The 18,865-nt window shown below is 43.8% G+C and carries 18 protein-coding genes and 2 pseudogenes; 5 read left to right on the top strand and 15 right to left on the bottom strand.

What is annotated here, in order from left to right; genetic code table 11:
• Positions 1 to 188: 188 nt before the first annotated feature.
• A pseudogene (locus AC0VYA_RS07305) lies at positions 189 to 587 on the top strand (transposase); the annotation flags it as partial.
• Positions 588 to 620: 33 nt separating this feature from the next.
• Here AC0VYA_RS07305 and AC0VYA_RS07300 read toward each other — a convergent pair.
• Entirely contained in the window at positions 621 to 986 is a 366-nt protein-coding gene (locus AC0VYA_RS07300; protein ID WP_475490552.1) for a cupin domain-containing protein, read from the bottom strand.
• A 133-nt stretch (positions 987 to 1,119) separates the two neighbouring features.
• Positions 1,120 to 2,382 carry an AAA family ATPase gene (locus tag AC0VYA_RS07295; RefSeq protein ID WP_475490551.1) on the bottom strand — a complete coding sequence of 421 codons (1,263 nt, stop codon included), beginning with the start codon at positions 2,380 to 2,382 and terminating at the stop codon, positions 1,120 to 1,122.
• A 492-nt stretch (positions 2,383 to 2,874) separates the two neighbouring features.
• On the opposite strand from AC0VYA_RS07295, the gene AC0VYA_RS07290 reads away from it, so the two are divergent.
• Positions 2,875 to 4,083, top strand: coding sequence for an IS4-like element ISPat1 family transposase (locus AC0VYA_RS07290; RefSeq protein ID WP_475491044.1), 1,209 nt, complete (start codon positions 2,875 to 2,877; stop codon positions 4,081 to 4,083).
• Positions 4,084 to 4,190: 107 nt separating this feature from the next.
• Here the strand turns inward: AC0VYA_RS07290 and AC0VYA_RS07285 are convergent, their stop codons facing one another.
• A complete protein-coding gene (locus AC0VYA_RS07285) occupies positions 4,191 to 4,724 on the bottom strand; it encodes a hypothetical protein (RefSeq protein ID WP_475490550.1) in 534 nt (177 codons plus the stop codon).
• A 130-nt stretch (positions 4,725 to 4,854) separates the two neighbouring features.
• Between AC0VYA_RS07285 and AC0VYA_RS07280 the strand changes: the two genes are divergently transcribed.
• Positions 4,855 to 6,063, top strand: coding sequence for an IS4-like element ISPat1 family transposase (locus tag AC0VYA_RS07280; protein WP_475488912.1), 1,209 nt, complete (start codon positions 4,855 to 4,857; stop codon positions 6,061 to 6,063).
• A gap of 104 nt (positions 6,064 to 6,167) precedes the next feature.
• Here the strand turns inward: AC0VYA_RS07280 and AC0VYA_RS07275 are convergent, their stop codons facing one another.
• From AC0VYA_RS07275 to AC0VYA_RS07260, 4 genes are all read right to left on the bottom strand, one after another.
• Complete coding sequence (locus AC0VYA_RS07275) at positions 6,168 to 6,509, bottom strand: ribonuclease E inhibitor RraB (RefSeq protein WP_475490549.1); 342 nt, start codon at positions 6,507 to 6,509, stop codon at positions 6,168 to 6,170.
• An 87-nt stretch (positions 6,510 to 6,596) separates the two neighbouring features.
• Positions 6,597 to 7,007, bottom strand: a complete 411-nt coding sequence (locus AC0VYA_RS07270) for a hypothetical protein (RefSeq protein ID WP_475490548.1) — start codon at positions 7,005 to 7,007, stop codon at positions 6,597 to 6,599.
• 113 nt (positions 7,008 to 7,120) lie between these two features.
• On the bottom strand, positions 7,121 to 7,480 hold the full coding sequence (locus tag AC0VYA_RS07265; RefSeq protein ID WP_475490547.1) for a hypothetical protein: 360 nt from the start codon (positions 7,478 to 7,480) through the stop codon (positions 7,121 to 7,123).
• A gap of 101 nt (positions 7,481 to 7,581) precedes the next feature.
• Positions 7,582 to 8,085: a hypothetical protein gene (locus AC0VYA_RS07260; protein WP_475490546.1), complete on the bottom strand. Its 504-nt coding sequence runs from the start codon at positions 8,083 to 8,085 to the stop codon at positions 7,582 to 7,584.
• Between the two features lie 228 nt (positions 8,086 to 8,313).
• On the opposite strand from AC0VYA_RS07260, the pseudogene AC0VYA_RS07255 reads away from it, so the two are divergent.
• A pseudogene (locus tag AC0VYA_RS07255) lies at positions 8,314 to 9,285 on the top strand (integron integrase).
• A gap of 167 nt (positions 9,286 to 9,452) precedes the next feature.
• Here the strand turns inward: AC0VYA_RS07255 and AC0VYA_RS07250 are convergent.
• The gene (locus AC0VYA_RS07250; protein WP_475490545.1) at positions 9,453 to 10,394 is read right to left on the bottom strand and encodes a hypothetical protein; all 942 of its coding nucleotides are present in this window, start codon (positions 10,392 to 10,394) and stop codon (positions 9,453 to 9,455) included.
• Between the two features lie 35 nt (positions 10,395 to 10,429).
• Positions 10,430 to 10,867: a potassium channel family protein gene (locus AC0VYA_RS07245; protein WP_041713514.1), complete on the bottom strand. Its 438-nt coding sequence runs from the start codon at positions 10,865 to 10,867 to the stop codon at positions 10,430 to 10,432.
• A 252-nt stretch (positions 10,868 to 11,119) separates the two neighbouring features.
• Between AC0VYA_RS07245 and AC0VYA_RS07240 the strand changes: the two genes are divergently transcribed.
• A complete protein-coding gene (locus AC0VYA_RS07240; protein WP_475490544.1) occupies positions 11,120 to 11,680 on the top strand; it encodes a lysozyme in 561 nt (186 codons plus the stop codon).
• Positions 11,681 to 11,823: 143 nt separating this feature from the next.
• Here the strand turns inward: AC0VYA_RS07240 and AC0VYA_RS07235 are convergent, their stop codons facing one another.
• The 6 genes from AC0VYA_RS07235 to AC0VYA_RS07210 all read right to left on the bottom strand — a co-directional run bounded on the left by AC0VYA_RS07235 (position 11,824) and on the right by AC0VYA_RS07210 (position 18,830).
• A complete protein-coding gene (locus tag AC0VYA_RS07235) occupies positions 11,824 to 12,558 on the bottom strand; it encodes a HugZ family pyridoxamine 5'-phosphate oxidase (RefSeq protein WP_475490543.1) in 735 nt (244 codons plus the stop codon).
• Between the two features lie 33 nt (positions 12,559 to 12,591).
• Entirely contained in the window at positions 12,592 to 13,428 is an 837-nt protein-coding gene (locus tag AC0VYA_RS07230; RefSeq protein ID WP_011574329.1) for an ABC transporter ATP-binding protein, read from the bottom strand.
• 5 nt (positions 13,429 to 13,433) lie between these two features.
• Positions 13,434 to 14,462, bottom strand: a complete 1,029-nt coding sequence (locus AC0VYA_RS07225; RefSeq protein WP_475491043.1) for a FecCD family ABC transporter permease — start codon at positions 14,460 to 14,462, stop codon at positions 13,434 to 13,436.
• 89 nt (positions 14,463 to 14,551) lie between these two features.
• The gene (locus AC0VYA_RS07220) at positions 14,552 to 15,484 is read right to left on the bottom strand and encodes a heme/hemin ABC transporter substrate-binding protein (protein ID WP_475490542.1); all 933 of its coding nucleotides are present in this window, start codon (positions 15,482 to 15,484) and stop codon (positions 14,552 to 14,554) included.
• Between the two features lie 159 nt (positions 15,485 to 15,643).
• A complete protein-coding gene (locus AC0VYA_RS07215; RefSeq protein ID WP_475490541.1) occupies positions 15,644 to 16,768 on the bottom strand; it encodes an HmuY family protein in 1,125 nt (374 codons plus the stop codon).
• A 28-nt stretch (positions 16,769 to 16,796) separates the two neighbouring features.
• The gene (locus AC0VYA_RS07210; protein WP_475491042.1) at positions 16,797 to 18,830 is read right to left on the bottom strand and encodes a TonB-dependent receptor plug domain-containing protein; all 2,034 of its coding nucleotides are present in this window, start codon (positions 18,828 to 18,830) and stop codon (positions 16,797 to 16,799) included.
• Positions 18,831 to 18,865 lie beyond the last annotated feature (35 nt).

The raw sequence follows: 18,865 nt of genomic DNA, 5'->3' as shown, positions 1-18,865 counted from the left end.
ACCCTGTAGCCTACTCCCTTGCCCGAAAATTGACCTTGCGCGCAGTTTCCTTATTCATCACTCAATATTCTAGGAAAAACATTCAATCTACCGGACCAAAAATCAATCCAATTATTTTAGGAGAGTTCCATCTTGGATATGGGAGTAATTATTGTCTGCAAATTACAATGGGTGCCTATGTAATTTCTCCTGATTATCAAGCGAAGAATTGCATCTTACAGAGTATGAAAGGAATAGGAAAAATAGCCTCCGCTTCCATCATCAGTAACCTGCCAGAGTTAGGTTACATGACCAACAAACAAGCCTCTGCGTTAGTCGGTGTGGCTCCTATGAATCGAGAAAGTGGGCGCTATAAAGGGTTGCGGAAAATCCAAGGTGGCAGACATCAAGTCAGAACCGTTTTGTACATGGCGATGATGTCAGCGATACAAAGTAACCCCGTATTTAAGGAAACATATCAACGATTAGTCGCAGCAGGAAAGCCCAAGAAAATGGCTATTATTGCGTGCATTAGAAAGATGGTTGTTATCTTAAACTCAATGCTCAGAGACGGGGTCATGTGGGAAGCGCCAAAGGCTACAAATTAGCTATTGACGCCATAGTCTCTTGTTAGCAGTACTTTACACCCACACGTCGTCTTCGGCAGTAAGTTCACTATCAGAATCACCTGTATTAACGACACCTTTAGGCTCAACAATCATGATTTTACATTCATTGGTGGCTACAGGCTTGTGTTCCACACCTTTTGGTATTACAAACATTTCACCCGAATTTAGAGTAACAATACCATCACGAAACTCAATATTAAGGGTGCCTTCAATAACAATAAATACTTCATCTGTATCAGGATGGTCGTGCCAAACAAACTCTCCTTCAACTTTTACTAGCTTAAATTGATAATCATTCATTTCAGCGACAACACGCGGAGACCAATGCTCATTAAACTTAGTGAATTTTTCTTTAAAGTTGATCGCATCAAACTTCATTTTTGACTCCATACTTTTATGTACTGCTAACGCCCGCCTCAACGGCAGGCAAATCTGGCGCTTGTTTTGCCGAGTTTATGGCAAAACGTGTGACAGGTTTGACTGTCCGATTGCAGGCGCTTGTTAGCACTTTTTAAATGTCCCAAATCTCACCTTTGAATAATCTATCGCTGATCTCAGGTGGTTTTTTTCTTACCTCTGGATGATTAGCAAGAATCATTCTAAGTGTTCTTACTGCATCATAGGCATCAATAACAATTTCCCGTTGCCTCCTAAAAATTGCTTGATCAAATTGATTTGTATTAACTTTGTGTGCCGGCTTTTGACGAAGCTTCCTTACTTTTTTGAAGCTAACCATCATTTTCTCAACAGGAGCAGGGTCTGTTGGTCTAAAATACTTGTTTACCCAGGATTCAAGAATTTGGATAGTGCCTTTCTGCCTAACGATAATTTTCCCGTCGTCTCGCTCTTCCTCTGTTTCCAGCCCTACTTCATCGCCAAAAAATTTCTTATTTATGTTATCTGACATCATTTTATCGAGAAGAAGCATAAAATCATTGAATTCAGAAGCTGTTGGTCGAAGGAGAAATCCAAACTCTTTTGGGCGATCGTTATAATAAGAATTCCTGAACAATCCTGGCTTACCTATTATTTCGCTCATTTTGTTTATTACTTCTAACTCCTCAACAAAAGCTTGAAAAATAGACATCCGACTCCCCCAAGATCCCTCAATACTAGAAGCGTAGTAATCAGGATGTAGCTTAATGTCGCCTTTTACTTCTTTCGCTGCCCACACTTTTTGATGTTCAGGGCTTAAGTCCGCTAGATATCGCACAAAAACAGCTACATATCGACCAAACTCTTCATCATAGGCAAACCCGAATGTTTTAAGTAAAACTTGATCGCTTTCTGGAACTGAATCAGATTCAAAATACTCGTCTTCAATTGATATCGACCCATGAATAAAGTCAGTGTCATATGCATAACGAGGATCATTTCTATAATATTCAAGCACTGATAGATCAAACGTCCTGTAATCTAATTGACCTGCTCCCTTAGCTAATTCAAGCTCATATGGAGATTCTTTATATCTTTCTAAATGGTCACTATCAGATAGCTTGTTTGTATGAGGGTATAGACAAATATGGGATGGGTAATCTTCAGTATCAAACCATTCTAAGATTTGATCTTTTTTAAAGCCCGAAAAAGCTCTAATGTGTGTATTACCATGAAATGTTGCAGTAATTATCTCATTATCAATGCCATCCCGAATAGCTGAACGAAATTCATCACTTTCAATATCAAATTTATCGGCTAATCGATAAATGGGCAGTCCATTGAAGTCAGCAGAATCAAAATATTGTTCGTGGACTTCTTCGTATACTTCTTCAATCATACGATCTTCCTATTTGTGGTGCTAACGCCCAAAGCAGGGGATTTTATGAGTGTTTTTCAGCGAGTAAAATTCCCGCTGACTTGGCTTGTTATAGGTCTTATACATTGACTATCAGCACACCTAAAATTGCTATTAATATACAACTTAAACCAATGTAGGTTATTGAGTATATTGGTTTAACCCAATTTACTGCCACATGATTATGTAAGTCCCGAAAAGCGAAACTGCCTTTAGCCAAAAGGTTAAGCGCACTGGTATTCGGCAGCTTAAAAACGAACACCAAGACCGTCGAAATCATGACGCAAGTAAAGCCAACAAATAACAACACCTGAGCAAATATTGGCATATCCAACCTTAAGACTTATAACGCTTTGCTCTAACGAATCCCCTCATAATTATGAGCAGAAACAATAATATATACACGCATGGCGCTATTTGATGTCTTTTATCAAGAAAGAGGATTTCGCCAAAAACCAACTAGATAACAACACCATGCGTGATATTCATATCTTACACGATTTGCTTAAAAAACAATGCCCTAATCTACATGCCAAACGTCTTTCCTCTTTGATGGTTGCCACCCAATCTTTGCTAGATGGTCAGCAACTGTCGTTGACCGAATTAGGACGCAATATCTCAGGCTCCGTGGCCCCGAAACACAACATTAAACGCATCGACAGGCTGCTTGGTAATAACAACCTACATAATGAACGGCTCGACATCTACCGTTGGCACGCTCGCTTGCTTTGCGGTGCTAACCCCATGCCCGTTGTTCTTGTGGATTGGTCTGATGTGCGTGAGCAGCTCAGGCATTTAACCTTACGTGCATCGGTCAGTGTTCAGGGGCGCTCTGTCACGCTTTATGAGCGCGTATTTTCATTCGGTGAATACAATTCACCTGTTAGTCATAATCCGTTTTTACGGGAGTTGGCGAGTATCCTGCCGTCGGGTTGTTGCCCGTTGATTGTGACCGATGCAGGCTATCGTAACCCTTGGTTTCGTGAAGTCGAAAAGCATGGCTGGTTCTGGCTAGGCCGAGTGCGCGGTGATGTGGGATTTAAGCGTGATGGGCAAGCATCATGGCAAAGTAATAAGTCGTTTTATCCCAGTGCAAATTCTCGGGCCAAATACCTTGGGTGTGGGCAATTAGGGCGTAAAAGCCCGCTTCATGCACACCTGCATTTGTACAAAGCAAAGGCCAAACATCGAAAGGACAACCGTTCTTCAAAGGCAGGGCGAAACCACACCGCCCAGCAAAGCTATCGTGCGGGTAGCAAAGAGCCTTGGCTACTCGCCACTAATCTTCCCGAGAACGATAAACTTAACTCAAAACAGCTGGTTTCCCTTTATGCAAGACGGATGCAAATAGAAGAAACCTTCCGCGATATTAAAAGCCCTCAATACGGAATGGGACTGCGCCACAGCAACAGTCGCTGTACCAAACGATTCGACATATTACTGCTGATAGCGATGCTCGCAGAATGGCTATTACGGTTACTCGGTATCATTGCTCAAAAACAAAATTGGGAAAGAGAGTTTCAAGCAAACACCATCCGTCATCGGCGAGTGTTATCCATTATTAGGCTAGGCAGAGAAGTCAGGAAAAGGGCAAAAGATTACAGGATGAACTCAGCTCAAATGACATGGGCTATCGCCCAATATATTACCTGGGTTCACAAAGAAGGAAGACCAATTCTATGAGGGGATCCCCCAGCGCCCTAATAATGGGCAAAAAATTGTTGGCTAAAATGTTGAGGAACGAAAACAGCCAACTGTTTTTTGTCCTTATTTATTGGCTTGTTAGGCATTCAAAACGCTAAAACCTTTGAAAAACTATACACCAATTTACCACCAACACTACAATGATTTTTGGATACAAATTGTGCCGTCCAACCTTTGCTACCACTTGAACCTAAACCAGAGGATAATAGCTTAGAATAAAGCTGCTCTAAATTAAGTGATTTAAACTCAGATAGATCTTCTTCAAGTTCAGATTGATTTCTCGAAGTTGGTATATTTACATTTGCATTGTAAATAGCGTCAATTGATTTTGGTTTATAAGTATCAAATTTGGACAAAAAATCTTGGTTTTGTTTGATATATGAATCAAGCTTTTCCTTTTCTTCTGGCTCCAAATGAGAAACGAAAGCTGAGTCGCAACTTTCAGTTGAAAATGAACGCTTAAAAGAGTCGTTAATAAAACGAGAAGAAAATATTGCTGTTCTTGGTTTGTAACTTTGTGATGGAATATCAAATTCGTTTAGTTCTAGAATTCTATTTATTCTCCAAATTCCAGAACCGTAACTTCGAACCCAATCACCAATCTTTAATTCAGACTCCATACTATCCTTGATGCCTAACGCCCAATTCTAACGAATCCCCTCATAATTATGAGCAGAAACAATAATATAGACACGCATAGCGCCATTTGATCTAATAAATTTCGCCAAAAACCAACCAGATAACAACACCATGCGTGATATTCATATCTTACACGATTTGCTTAAAAAGCAATGCCCTAATCTACATGCCAAACGTCTTTCCTCTTTGATGGTTGCCACCCAATCTTTGCTAGATGGTCAGCAACTGTCGTTGACCGAATTGGGACGAAATATCTCAGGATCAGTGGCCCCGAAACACAACATTAAACGCATCGACAGGCTGCTTGGTAATAACAACCTACATAATGAACGGCTCGACATCTATCGTTGGCACGCTCGCTTGCTTTGCGGTGCTAACCCCATGCCCGTTGTCCTTGTGGATTGGTCTGATGTGCGTGAGCAGCTCAGGCATTTAACCTTACGTGCATCGGTCAGTGTTCAGGGGCGCTCTGTCACGCTTTATGAGCGCGTATTTTCATTCGGTGAATACAATTCACCTGTTAGTCATAATCCGTTTTTACGGGAGTTGGCGAGTATCCTGCCGTCGGGTTGTTGCCCGTTGATTGTGACCGATGCAGGCTATCGTAACCCTTGGTTTCGTGAAGTCGAAAAGCATGGATGGTTCTGGCTAGGCCGAGTGCGCGGTGATGTGGGATTTAAGCGTGATGGGCAAGCATCATGGCAAAGTAATAAGTCGTTTTATCCCAGTGCAAATTCTCGGGCCAAATACCTTGGGTGTGGGCAATTAGGGCGTAAAAGCCCGCTTCATGCACACCTGCATTTGTACAAAGCAAAGGCCAAACATCGAAAGGACAACCGTTCTTCAAAGGCAGGGCGAAACCACACCGCCCAGCAAAGCTATCGTGCGGGTAGCAAAGAGCCTTGGCTACTCGCCACTAATCTTCCCGAGAACGATAAACTTAACTCAAAACAGCTGGTTTCCCTTTATGCAAGACGGATGCAAATAGAAGAAACCTTCCGCGATATTAAAAGCCCTCAATACGGAATGGGACTGCGCCACAGCAACAGTCGCTGTACCAAACGATTCGACATATTACTGCTGATAGCGATGCTCGCAGAATGGCTATTACGGCTACTCGGTATCATCGCCGTGAAGCAAAACTGGGAAAGAGCATTTCAAGCAAACACCATCCGTCATCGGCGCGTGTTATCCATTATTAGGCTAGGCAGAGAAGTCAGGAAAAGGGCAAAAGATTACAGGATGAACTCAGCTCAAATGACATGGGCTATCGCCCAATATATTACCTGGGTTCACAAAGAAGGAAGACCAATTCTATGAGGGGATCCCCCAGCGCCCAATTAACAGGCAAAAAATTGTTGGCTAAAATAAGTGAACGTAGTGAACAAAAAGCCAACTGTTTTTTGTCCTTGTTTAATTTCTTGTTAGGTATTCTGTAGCACACAGCCCCAACCGTCATACTCAACATCGAATAATTTACCGATGCAGGTCATTAAACCCGATACAGAACAAATTATATGTTGATTAGATTGCATAGCTACAACGGCTAATATTTGATAATCACTACCTACATGTTCCACACGTGCATTGGCATAATTGTTATCATTAATGAAACCGCAAACTGTTTCAGCTTTTTGAGGATCATTAGTTTTAAACAAAAAATCTATGTCTCTTGGGACATCAAAGTTATCGCCTTTATTATCGTTACTAATTAATAAGTTTGTATCCTGCTCTGATGATTCCAATAATGCTTCAACTACACTCATAACTTTCCCTGAATACCTAACGCCTACAATAACGGGAAAAGCAGAGCGACAGCGAGGCTTTTTCCCAATGAGCGAAGCGAATGTTGTTTATTGTTTTGTTATGTTTACTTTATTAAAAAAATAAACGTTTCCAGTCTCTTTGGCTTTTAAAACCATTTTAGTTTGAGTTAGCTCTACTATTGTATAGAAATCATGGTAACTAGTTTCACCCATTAGTTTTTCATAAACCTCATCACCACTGTCACTTTCAAAGGAAATTGTGGCCCCGTCGTGCAATGTCCACTTTTCATAATAATTTACAGCCATAATATTAGTGTCTGAACACAGAATACCTGATGCCTTTCTTTTACCATCAGCAAGAAATTGATACATGATTATTGGGCATCCAGTATCTTTAGGTGGTTCTTCCACCCACTGACCAAGCAACATATCATTTTCTAGCGCCAGCGAGGGGAAGCTTAAAGAGTAAAATAAAATTAAAATTAGAAGTCTATACATACAGTTCCATGTAAACATAACGTTTACAATAACGGGAAAAATCGAGTGCTTTGTAACGAAGTTGCAGCGAGGATTTTTCCCAATGAGCGAAGCGAATATAGTTTATTGTTTTGTTAGAAGTACTTTCGCCAAAAATCACTACGTGGCTTCGCTTTAGTTACGGTATTTACCCAGTCAGCAACCATTCTAAGTTCATCCGCAACAGCTTGATCGTTGAGTTCACCATCTCTCCATGCTTTCCATGCATATTCGAAAAGGCGTGCTGTAACAGCTGGAGGATAAATACTATCGTTGCCCATAATGTCCTCTAAAGCTTCCCCACTCCATTCAGGATCACACCCATCAATCCAAGTAAGTTTACACTTTCTCATATCCATTGATACTTCCATCAAATCTTGAGTAAGATTCACTTCGTAAGTATCTTCGTGTCCCCAACGAGGGCTAAAAATCTCTAATTCAACTACGGTGCTCATTATTTACTCCTTGTACTTCTAACGGCTCAAATATGGGGCGCGCGTTGTTTTGCGCGTCCCTGACATTATTTGTTTGTTATACATCATTTGCTAACCTAAAGTTAAGTGGAGCAGTGATCAAACAATTTATTGGTAACTTGGAGGTCGTTGCCTTCGGCTACCATTGTGACTGAACTATTGTTACTGAATTCGAAAACATATTTTATTGGAGAATGACCTTTTAGTGAGCTAAGCAATTTCATAGATGATTTAGTATCCAAAAAATAATGATAAACACTTTCTGTAGAATCGCCTCTTTTTGTTAGTTCCATGTCGATTGAGCCTGATGTAACAGTTAGCTTTATAAGAGCAACTTGCGCTGTTTTTGTCGCTAGCGAAGGAATAACTCTAACCAGGTGCCGATGATTAGTACCATTTAAGTTTTTGTTAAAAAAGAACAGAACAATAGCAGAGGCACTAGTATCAACGATTCTACTTTCTGAGTATTCACTCTTAAGAAGAAGGCTACAGTATGAATTACCATATTCAAAAAACCACTGTCCCAGTTTATCTCCGGCCTGAGCATAGCTAAAAACAAATAAAATTAAAAAGGTTAAGTATTTCATGATGTATAACAATTTAATAAGGCGCAACTTGCGCGTTTTTCTACCGAGCTACCGCTCGTTTTTATCCATACTGCCATGATTATCAAGTTTATAAAAGTCACCGCAGGCGGTTGCTGCAAGTTAATAAAGCTATTTAATTTTAGGACGTAAACGCGCGATTGGGTCGTTTGCTTGAATATGGGGGAAAGGCTGCTATAACTGTATATTTATACATGCCGAGTAAAGGTCATGAAGACAAAGTCCCCTCTATTAAATCACATCACTGAGTACATGTTGCTAAGACAGTATTCTCCAAGGACTGTCTCTACTTATTTGAAGTGGATCTCTACATTTATTCACTTTCATGGGAAACGTCACCCTTCATCAATGGGAGATAATGAAGTGGAACAATACCTTGAACATTTGGCACTGAATGCCAATGTGTCACCGCGCACGCAAGCCACTGCATTAAACTCTATATCGTTTCTTTATAAGCACATTATCAAGAGTGAGTTGTCTCTTAATTTGAATTTTGCTAGAAGCAAGCGTCAACCCAAACTGCCTATTGTTATGACGCAGGATGAGGTGAAGCTGCTTATGTCAAGATTGAACAAACGTTACTATCTTATTGCTGGCTTGATGTATGGCAGTGGCCTTAGAAGCATGGAAGCGGTGCAACTTCGCGTGCAAGATATCGACTTCGATTATAAGTGTTTAAGGGTCTACAATGGTAAAGGCAAAAAACACCGAATCGTTACTTTGGCAACGGAGCTAGTGCCATTACTTAGAAATCAAATAGCGCAGGTTGATGAATACTTGAGACTTGATATTCAGAATGAGCAATACGCCGGTGTTTGGATGCCTCATGCGCTAGCTAAAAAATATCCTTCAGCGAATAAGTCGCTCCCGTGGCAGTTCTTGTTTCCCTCTCATAAACTCAGCGCAGATCCAGAAACTGGTTAGATAAGAAGACATCATTTTCATCCTACTTGCGTTCGCAAAGCAGTCAAGCAAGCTGTATTGGTGTCGGGTTTGACGAAGCCAATCACGCCTCATACTTTAAGGCACTCATTTGCTACCCATTTACTACAATCTGGCGCAGATATCCGAACGATTCAAGCCCAATTAGGACATTCTGATGTAAAAACAACTCAAATATATACTCATGTTCTTCAGCAAGGCGCTAATGGCGTAGTAAGTCCTTTGAGTCGTTTATATTGATGGGGTATTAACACTATGACCGCTTTGGCACCGAAAGCACCTACTCAATATATAGCGAACGTACTTCCGATTTATGGTTATAAAAAGCTGTCTTGGCTGTTCAATCTATCGAGCTGGAAAATCTGATACTGTGTGAGTACTGCAGTTTACCTACACACGCTATTCTCCTAATTCGGTCTGTTTAGCGTTATACCCTTCGCCATGTATATATCATCGTACTTAAGGCCGCCGTTTCCATAAGGTTTATCGATTGGGCCGGTATTACAATTCATCAAAAAATACGTGAGCGGCCATTCGCGCTGCATGCGAAAGGTTGCACCTTGATAAACCAACGTCTGCACGGGGAACTCACTGCCACCTTGTAAGTACACGTCATAAGTTTGCCCGCCATCAGCCACTCGAGCGTTGTTAACCACATACCAAATTTGATACCAAACGCCGGGCGCTAAAGGCTCGGCTTCGCCCTCACTGTCGCTTTCGACGTCAATCTCGGTGTTGGAGTTAGTGTTGGTATTGGAGTTGGTATTGGAGTTGGAGTTGGAGTTGGAGTTGGAGTTGGTAAAAGCACCATGCCATTTATGCTTCACATTGGCGTAGCCAGTAGGCACTTTAACCATGAGTGCGCCGGTGTTCTTAAGGCCGCTAGACTCGCTTTTATCCGTTACACGTAGTGTGGCTTCAAAGGCATTGTAATCATGCTTTTTTATATCATCAGGGCCCATGTTACTTAGGCCAAAGGCATGGTTATTGGGGAATGCCTCAACATTGATGCGAGTATAAAAAGTGTAAGTGTCACCCACTTTGACTGTCTGGGGCAGAGCTTTGTATGTCAACGCTTTTCGATTACCTACTACCCCCTCTGGCGCAGGCTTTTTAAGCAAATAAGCATTAGTCCCATTAGACGCCGTTTCGACTTGTCTGAGTGTCACCTGAGGAGCGGCGATTAAGGGCTTGGTTTCGTTTTTGGTATCTGCTTTTGTCCAATTATCAACACTGTTGCCGTGCTCAAAATCGTCTATCAGTAACCAAGCGATGGGCTCATTCGCAGCGCTCACTGCGCATATCGCTTGACTCAGTAAACAGATACAAATCATTCTGATCAGTTGCACTTACGACTCCTTGTATTGGCCGTCACGTTAATACGTTAGTTTTCGCCATCGATAATTTTCCAATGGCGCTGCATTTCAAAATACAAAAACGATGCTGTCCACGTTATCAGCACCAAACCAGTTAGGGATTCTATACCGGTTAAGTAGCGCAAGGCACCTAGGGGCTCAATGTCGCCGAAACCGACTGTGGTATAGACGGTAAAGGAGAAATACGCGCAATCCATTAGCGAGCCTTCGAAATTACCAATGAGTGTGCCCCACCCGTCAATCCTATGCATGAAATAATAAGCGATAGCGAATATCCAAATTTCACAGATATGTGCGAGAAGTGCGCCGAACACGCCGAAGACAATACGGTAACTGTGTTTCACTCGCATATTAGGCAAAAAACGCATAATACGATGCAAAAACTCGTAGTGCAGCATAACGGCACCGGCCACCAGCAAGGTATTAATTATAAATACGTAGATCATTTACCACTTCCGTTGAATCGGCCTTAACCTGATGATAGATAGGCCATTTGATATTATCATCAGCCAGTCTCATTCGCTTATACAGACCTGAGTTTAACACCAAGTCCTCCCTCTATTTTCATATAAAAAACAACAAACTTGCAAAATACCCGCTAACGGTTTTAATTAAGTGGCACATTAAAAAGACGTTAGCCAACAAAGAATGCAGGGAACACATATTCAGCGCTAACGTGCATATCAAAAAGGACGCTTATGAAAACGAATCCATTGTATACGCTGACCCTCACCGCCTTGCTATTAACATTAAGTGGTTGTGCAAGCCAGAAAAGCCCAGCGACAAAGAAAATCGAGCCCTCGTTAGAAATCCCCTCGGTTACACAACAAAAAAGCGAAACCAATCAAGCCTGCATCGATATTATTAAAGATTCCGAAGGTGTAAGACTTAACGCTTATAAAGGCCCGGGTGGACATTGGTTAATCGGTTACGGTCACAAAGCGGGTGTAAAGCAAGGCATGACAATAAATGCCCCGCAAGCTGAGGTATTACTTAAAGCAGACCTGCTCAAAATAGAAAACCAAATGCACAAGTTAGTTAAAGTACCGATAAACAATAATCAATTTAGTGCATTGGTTTGCTTGGGGTACAACATCGGCATGGGCAACCTATACAAATCAACTTTGTTGCGCCTACTGAATAAAGCGGATTACACAGGGGCAAGCGAGCAATTTAGCGTATGGCGCAAAGCAGCCGGTAAAGTCAACGCGCATCTGGTGCAACGCCGCGCAAAAGAGAAAAGTTTGTTTGATAGGTAACATGAGGCAGCGACAAGCGCTCAATTAGAAATCAGTGGCGGCGCCAGCACCAACTGATACTTTTCAGCTCACATTGTGAAAATGGCGCCCATTTTTCGTTAAATAGACTTGGTGCGCCATTTTCTTTCATGAGTGACTGGCGATTAATTAGCCACAGCTAACGTTAAGTCTGCTCTTGCTGCATGTGTCGCTGCCACTAACTGCTCCCGCACTGCTTGCGCGCTAGTGCATGGTTTATCAAATTTCAAGAACAGTACTTTCCCGTCAGCTTCGATGTGACAGCCTTCATAAAATGCCGATAGCATTGTCACCTGTTTTGCTCGCAGTGCGAATTGATGTTCAACAATGAGCGTCATGGCGTCGTGGTGATCCTCATTCATGTGTTCAATAATCCCTTTACTCACTCGCGGCCAATCCTCAGGCTTTTCGCTTGATTGCCAATCTTCTTTGTTTATCCAAAAGATTTTGCCGAAACCGCCTATGTAACGAATGCGCTCAGGTTTGATTTGATAAAACGAAAAGTCGTGGGTTTTCTTATAGCCTATCGCTCGGGGGAACAACGCCAGATACTGCTCAGTTAAATAGGCATCTTCCACCAATTCTGCATCTCCCAAAAAGGTCACTCGGCCATTGGCTTGAGAATCATCTTGCAAGGTGTCAAATATAGTCACCGACACTTTAGGGTTACCTTTGATATTGCGCGTGTGCTGGGCAATTTGGCTAATATAAGTGACTAAGTTACCTTCATTAGTCATAAAATACGGCACCACAGAGCCAAAGGGATAACCCTGCACTGATTGTGAGTGTGTGCTAAGTACCCCGCTGTGCTGCTGACGAACGAGGATTTTGGCGTCGAAGATGTATTTGTCTAATTTCATTTTTGCTCCTTATTGCTAATCGGGTAAACACCATCAGTGGGTGATATACGGCACACCATCTGGTTGTGGGATAAGTTTGGGCATTACGCCGAAACACTGTTGTAAGTTTGTTGCGGTGATCACGTCAGCCACTCGCCCCTGCGCTAAGCAGCGCCCATTTGCTAACAAAATCACCTCACTGGCGTAAGGTAAAACCAAGTTAATATCATGGCTGACACACATGACGCTTAAACCTTGTTGGCAAAGTGTTTTAATCACATCCATCATGGCTTTTTGAAAACGAAAATCCAGTGCTGAGGTGGGCTCATCGAGCAACAGCAACTTGCCGTCTAACAGTTTTGCCGCGCTGTCCCCATGTCTCTTTTTGTGCACGTCCATTGAAGCCCCTTCGGTTGTTTCAATGAAGGTTGTGGGTAACAATTGCACCAAAGCTTTGGCAATAAACACGCGCTGGCGTTCCCCGCCCGACAGCGTTCTAACATCACGGCCGAATAAGTGTGCAATGCTGAGCTGTTCAGCCACTTGGCAAATGAGCGCGGTACTCTGAGCTAGGGTTTCGGTTTGATTTATGCGTCCTAGCTGCAAAATTTCTTCCGTTAAAAAGGCAAACTGCACTTGGTTATGTTGATTGACAAACGCACGCACTTTGGCGAGCGATTTAATTTGCCAGTCGCCTAACGTGCGTTCATTCAACGTTATTGCACCAGTCAAAGGTGCATGAAGCCCAGCAATGCAGCGCAGTAAAGTCGATTTACCGCAGCCGTTTTCGCCTATTACCGTGCAAAAGCTGCCAGCATCCAAACGGATGTTCACTCCCTCAAGTAAGGTGTTCTCGCCGTGATTTAAGGCGATATTGTGTAAATTAAGCATGGCGTTTAAGCAATTGCCCCTCCCCTTTTTTGTTTAGCTAAAAGGTATAAAAAGAACGGCGCTCCCACAGCTGAGGTCACTATCCCGATAGGAATTTCAAGAGGGGGAAATAACGCCCGAGAAGCGGTATCAGCGCCCAACATTAATATGGCGCCAAGCGCACCGCAGGCAGGCATCAAATACTTGTGATCTGCGCTGAAAATCGTGCGAGCAATGTGGGGTACCACCAAACCAACAAAGCCGATAATGCCGCACAGTGCGGTAGCCAGAGCGACCGAAAATGCCACTAGCCAGAGTATCAAACGTTTGTATTTGTTAACTTCAAGGCCCATGCACTGGGCTTCGTTTTCGCCAAGAGCAAACAAGTTCAGTGGTTGGCGCAAATGCATATAAAGCGCGATAATCGGAATACTTAATATTCCGACAAACAGCACTTTAGACCACGTCACCCCGCCTAAGCTGCCCATCGTCCAGTAAGTGATTTGCCGTAGCGCGTCATCATTGGCCATATAACTAATTGCACCAATATGTGTACCCGACAATGCATTAACCGCAACACCTGCTAAAATCAGCGACGAAATTGCCATACCTGCTGGCGTACGCGCAACTATCAAAACAATCCAGACGGCTATTAGTGCACCAATAAATGCACTTAAGGCGATTAAATACTGCCCACCTATTTCAAGTTGTGGGTAATGGTTAATCAGCGCGAGTGCTGTGGCGGCGGCTGCAGCCGCTCCCCCTGAAATGCCTATTAAGCCGGGATCCGCCAACGGGTTTCGCACCAAGCCTTGCATCGCACAACCTGACATCGCCAATAATGCCCCAACAAACATGGCCATAAACATGCGTGGTACACGCAGCTCAGAAAAGACATACCACTGTAAGTACTGCTCTTGAGACAAGGCTTGATGGTTGAACTTATTGACTAGCACATCAAATAAGACCTGACTAGATTGCTCAAAACTACCTGATTGCAACCCCACTAGCAGCAACACCGTTGCGAGGGCGAGCACAAATGTAAAGCCACGCATATGCTTTTTTCGCCTTGCATGTAGGGCAAATTGAAGGGTGATGGGCGAGGCCTTTAGGTTGGTAGACATATTAGAGGTCATATTGGCATTCATCGGCTCTGGTCAGCGTAAAACCCAGCAGTGCGCGCAATCACCGTTTGCAAGGCCTGTGGATAGCGAGGAGACAACCCTAATGCACTGCTACTTTCCATTACACTGATGGCACAATTTCGCCCTGCATTTGTCGCTTTTAGTGCTGGGTGTTGGCATAAACGCTGTAATGCATTCGCCTCTCGTGCACGGTGACTTGCGACAAAAATGATGTCTGGGTTGGCCGCTAAAATCGATTCGTTATCCATCACTTTATAATCTATCAAAGCGTGTGCTGCGTTTCTCACACCAGCATCATCAAACAAGGCTTGAGGCACAGTATTCCCCCCTGCGACGGTTAACCCACGATCGCTGTCAGACATCACAAACAGCGCTGAGACCTTGTCATGCCCACCTGCAAGGGCACTTGAATCACTCGCCAAACGGCGTTGACTTGCTTTGACTTTTAGCTGTGCTACTTGTTGGGTAATCTGTTGATTCAATGCTAACGCTTTTTCTGAAGCGTTTAATAACTGGCCTATCTCACTGATAAGCTGATGCAAACCCGCTACGTCTCGTTGCTCATCAAATATGTGAACCTGAATACCCGCAGCTGTTAACTGCTCAGGTAAACTTTCAGGCCCAGTAGCCTGTGCACCCAATAAGTGGGTGGGCTGGAACCCTAAAATGCCCTCTGTACTGAGCTGACGAAAATACCCCAGTTTAGGCAGTGAAGCAGCGGCAGCAGGAAATAAACTGGTGCTGTCGGTAGCAACAATAAGCTGCTCTTTACCTAGGGCATAAATTACTTCTGTTATGCTGCCGCCCGAGGCGATAATGCGCATTTTTTTGGGACTTTGCTGGGCATCCGATTCAAGCGAGGTGCCTGCGTATGCTGATGGCTGTAAACTGATTAACGCAAGAAAAAAAACTAAACTAACGAACTTGTACATGGTGCATCCAATTAACGTTTAAACGGTTTGCCGAATTTGTGTGCGGCTGAAGTGCGGTTTGCGCCAATACCGCCGCAAACCGCACTTGTTGAAAAGAAATCTTCACCTAGATACTCAGCCAACGCTTCGGCGCGAGTACCTGCATGCAGGACTAATGAATTACTCGCTGGTTAATTCATCAAACCGGAAGCTGTAATTACCTGATGTACCCGCATCGTCGTAGTAGCTGGTAATTTGCATTTTAAACGTGCCTTCGTTGGTGTTGATCAAGTACACACCGTATTGTGACCACAACAAATGCCCACCATTTAAGTTGTACTGATACCAAGGGTTGTTATCGAAGGCCAATTCTTGCGTTACGTCTGACGCAAAGCCGTAAAACTGTGCGGCTTCGCTGTCTATTGCAGCATAAGCATTGTCGTCATCCACTATCGCAGTGGCATCTTCAGCGATGTGAATATCAAATTCAGCCCCTGTGATGTCATCCACTGTGGTGCACGCCAAGGTAATATCCCACGCATCTGTGGCAGATATAGCCGCACCTAAATCAAAGTCTATGTATATGTCATCTGTGCAGTCTGCAGTGTTAATGGTCAATGCTGATTCAGCACCAAATTCGGTGTCCCCGGCTAAGGTGTTTTGCGTGGCAACGCCAAACGTAATGGATGACATTGTGCGCCCCTCAGTGGTTAAATCCGTCACGCGAAACTTGGTATAAGCGTCATCTGAATCGACAATGAAATAGCGGTCATCGTTGGCAGTCACTATGTGCGTTGTTGTATCGTAATCGTAAAATTTTGCGCCAATGACACTCTCTTCGCTGTCACCCACAAAGCTGTCATCCGCTGGAATATCCGTGCCACTAATAGCGAGATAGTCCTCTAATTCTGTGTCTGCATCAGCGTTTAAGAAGCTATTAGCAACCGCGGCGCCAGTATCATCATAAAAGTCACTGTTAACATCGGTGAAAAATGCTCCAACGCCGTTGTCACTGTGGGTATTCAAATAGACCTTGGTGCGCTGAAACGCGATATCCCATGCACTGCTTTCAGCCGCTTCTTCAGCAGTTAGCGTAAGGGCAATACCCGCATCTAAATCGAAATACACGCGAGTTGGCTCAGCAGTTGTTCCTGTGCTAAACGGCCCCACTATTGTGCCCTCTTCTACCACTGGTGTCGTCGGCTCAGTGGGTGAAGTATCAACGCTATCGCTGCTCGAACTTGACCCTCCGCAGGCTGTTAGTAGTATGGCGGTGCTCAAGCTGGCGAGGTAACTGATTTTCATGTGTGTATTTCCTTGTTGTAAGAGTGTTTTAATAGAATTGATAGCTAACGCCGACAAATACCCGCTGGCTTGAAAGGGGCCTTACATCGAGTAAGCCTTGGGCGATAGCATCGCTGTTTTGATGTTCATCAAAGAGGTTGTCGATACCGGCATTCCACTGCCAGTGGTCGTTAATGTGCTGATTTACGCTGAGATTAACGCTGAGCCAATCGTCTTTTTCGATACCCAATTGTGTGCTGCTTGGATGCTCGCCCGTTTCATACACCACGTAGGCTAACGCATTGATATCGTAAGGGAGTCGCCAAGTGAGGTTGGTCTTAATCTGATGCGTGGGCCGTTCAGCCAAGTAAACACCATCGCCATCGGTGGCATGTAGATAGCTGTAGCTCAGTTGATAATCCACTTTTTGCCAACCCAGCTTAAGCGACAGATCTGCCCCTTTCATATAGGTTTGGTCGACATTGGCGTAGCGGGAAATCAATAAACCAGTTTGCGCTGAAGCCTCAACGTCGATCACTGTATTAATAAAATCTTGCGCTTTGGCGTAATGAATATTGGCTCTTAGCGACAAGCGCGGGTAGGCGCTGTGAGCGTTTTTGTTTGAGTCACTGCGAGAGTTATTGCCAGCGGCATCACGCGATCGATTAGCACCAAACAAGCGCTGAACACTGCCGTGGTAACTCAGCTCAAGGTTGCCACTTAGGGCGGTTTCCGGGTCAAGGTCTTCATTGCCCAGCACCATGTAACCTAAGTTGCTGTGATCAAATACATAAAAGCGTTCTTTTAACGTAGGAACGCGATAGCTTTGCCCTGCCCCAACTCGCAATTGCCATAAGTCATTTTTATCATCGCTTAGGGTAAACAAACCATTTACCCGCGCCGCAGAATGTACCCCAAAGTCACTGTCATTTTGTGCTCGAAGGCCCGCAACCAATTCATGATCGCCATATTGCCAACTGGCTTGCGTATAAGCCTCAACACTGTCACGACTTTGGTCATCAATTTCAACAATGCCGGCGTCACCGGCCGTGCTGGCTTGCTTAACTTGATAAAGTTCATCACGATGCAATACCAAGCCTGATACAAGGGCGACATCGCTTAGTTGCCACTGATATTGACTGTCTATTTCTGCCAACGTGATTTGGGCATCACGCAGACCGTTTGAGTCTCCGCTGGTTTCATCATGTTGTAAATAGCGCCCTTGGACCTTCCATACTTGGCTTTGACTCACACTGATATCGTGCTGCCACTGCTCGACGTCGGATATATAACTAATGTCTCCAACTTGTCCAGGAATGGCATAGCGCAATTTGCTTTTTTCATCGCTGAAATAGCGGGTCTTTAACGCCAAGTGAACTTCACCAAAGTCCCTAGCCAACCCCAGATTAACAAACGACTTATCCGTACTGGGTGCACTTTGTGAGAGTGTATTTTGGTCGTAATCAAAGCCTGGATCATCAATTTTTTGTGCGCTAACACTTCCCTGCCAGCCCAAAATCATTTGATTGACGTTTAATTGGTATAACCCAGCCACATCACCAGAATCGATGGCATTTTGCATATAACTGCTTGCTTGGTATCGGATCTTGGCACTATTTCGATTCTGTTTACGGGTGATAACGTTGATCACTCCGCCCATGGCAGAGCTACCATAAAGCACAGACGCCGCACCGCGTAACACTTCTATACGCTCAATGTTTAGCACACTGATTTGGTCTAAATCTACCGACGAGCCAGTGGGTGAAATTAGCGGTTGGCTGTCAAGCAAGACCAATACGTGATCTCCGTCAAAACCTTGCATTTGCACTGTGTAGCCGTCTTTTTCGTTACGCTTAGTGACCACCCCAGGAATAAAGTTGAGAGCACTGGCTAACGTGCCATGACTCACTTGTTGTAATTGTGCTCCTGTAATCACCTCAATAGAAATTGGGCTTTGTGATTGGGCAAGCTCGGTGCGCGTGCCCGTTACCACCATTGTCTCTAACGGTGTATTTTCAATATGTTTTACATTGGGCTTGTTGTCATTGAATAACTGCGCCTGAGCACTGGTATTGAACAACATTAGGCAAGGTATGAGGGGTTTTAAGTTCACGTGAA

This window comes from Paraglaciecola sp. QJM3NY_14 (assembly GCF_056173245.1).
The sequence above is the reverse complement of the archived record's forward strand: the minus strand, read 5'-3'. Positions and strand labels throughout refer to the sequence as shown.

Coding starts and splice junctions, on each gene's coding strand:
- AC0VYA_RS07265 (WP_475490547.1), bottom strand. CDS start 7,480: ATGAGCACCGTAGTTGAATTAGAGATTTTTAGCCCTCGTTGGGGACAC.
- AC0VYA_RS07300 (WP_475490552.1), bottom strand. CDS start 986: ATGAAGTTTGATGCGATCAACTTTAAAGAAAAATTCACTAAGTTTAAT.
- AC0VYA_RS07215 (WP_475490541.1), bottom strand. CDS start 16,768: ATGAAAATCAGTTACCTCGCCAGCTTGAGCACCGCCATACTACTAACA.
- AC0VYA_RS07270 (WP_475490548.1), bottom strand. CDS start 7,007: ATGTATAGACTTCTAATTTTAATTTTATTTTACTCTTTAAGCTTCCCC.
- AC0VYA_RS07290 (WP_475491044.1), top strand. CDS start 2,875: ATGCGTGATATTCATATCTTACACGATTTGCTTAAAAAACAATGCCCT.
- AC0VYA_RS07280 (WP_475488912.1), top strand. CDS start 4,855: ATGCGTGATATTCATATCTTACACGATTTGCTTAAAAAGCAATGCCCT.
- AC0VYA_RS07225 (WP_475491043.1), bottom strand. CDS start 14,462: ATGCGTGGCTTTACATTTGTGCTCGCCCTCGCAACGGTGTTGCTGCTA.
- AC0VYA_RS07240 (WP_475490544.1), top strand. CDS start 11,120: ATGAAAACGAATCCATTGTATACGCTGACCCTCACCGCCTTGCTATTA.
- AC0VYA_RS07285 (WP_475490550.1), bottom strand. CDS start 4,724: ATGGAGTCTGAATTAAAGATTGGTGATTGGGTTCGAAGTTACGGTTCT.
- AC0VYA_RS07260 (WP_475490546.1), bottom strand. CDS start 8,085: ATGAAATACTTAACCTTTTTAATTTTATTTGTTTTTAGCTATGCTCAG.
- AC0VYA_RS07295 (WP_475490551.1), bottom strand. CDS start 2,382: ATGATTGAAGAAGTATACGAAGAAGTCCACGAACAATATTTTGATTCT.
- AC0VYA_RS07235 (WP_475490543.1), bottom strand. CDS start 12,558: ATGAAATTAGACAAATACATCTTCGACGCCAAAATCCTCGTTCGTCAG.
- AC0VYA_RS07275 (WP_475490549.1), bottom strand. CDS start 6,509: ATGAGTGTAGTTGAAGCATTATTGGAATCATCAGAGCAGGATACAAAC.
- AC0VYA_RS07245 (WP_041713514.1), bottom strand. CDS start 10,867: ATGATCTACGTATTTATAATTAATACCTTGCTGGTGGCCGGTGCCGTT.
- AC0VYA_RS07210 (WP_475491042.1), bottom strand. CDS start 18,830: ATGTTGTTCAATACCAGTGCTCAGGCGCAGTTATTCAATGACAACAAG.
- AC0VYA_RS07220 (WP_475490542.1), bottom strand. CDS start 15,484: ATGTACAAGTTCGTTAGTTTAGTTTTTTTTCTTGCGTTAATCAGTTTA.
- AC0VYA_RS07230 (WP_011574329.1), bottom strand. CDS start 13,428: ATGCTTAATTTACACAATATCGCCTTAAATCACGGCGAGAACACCTTA.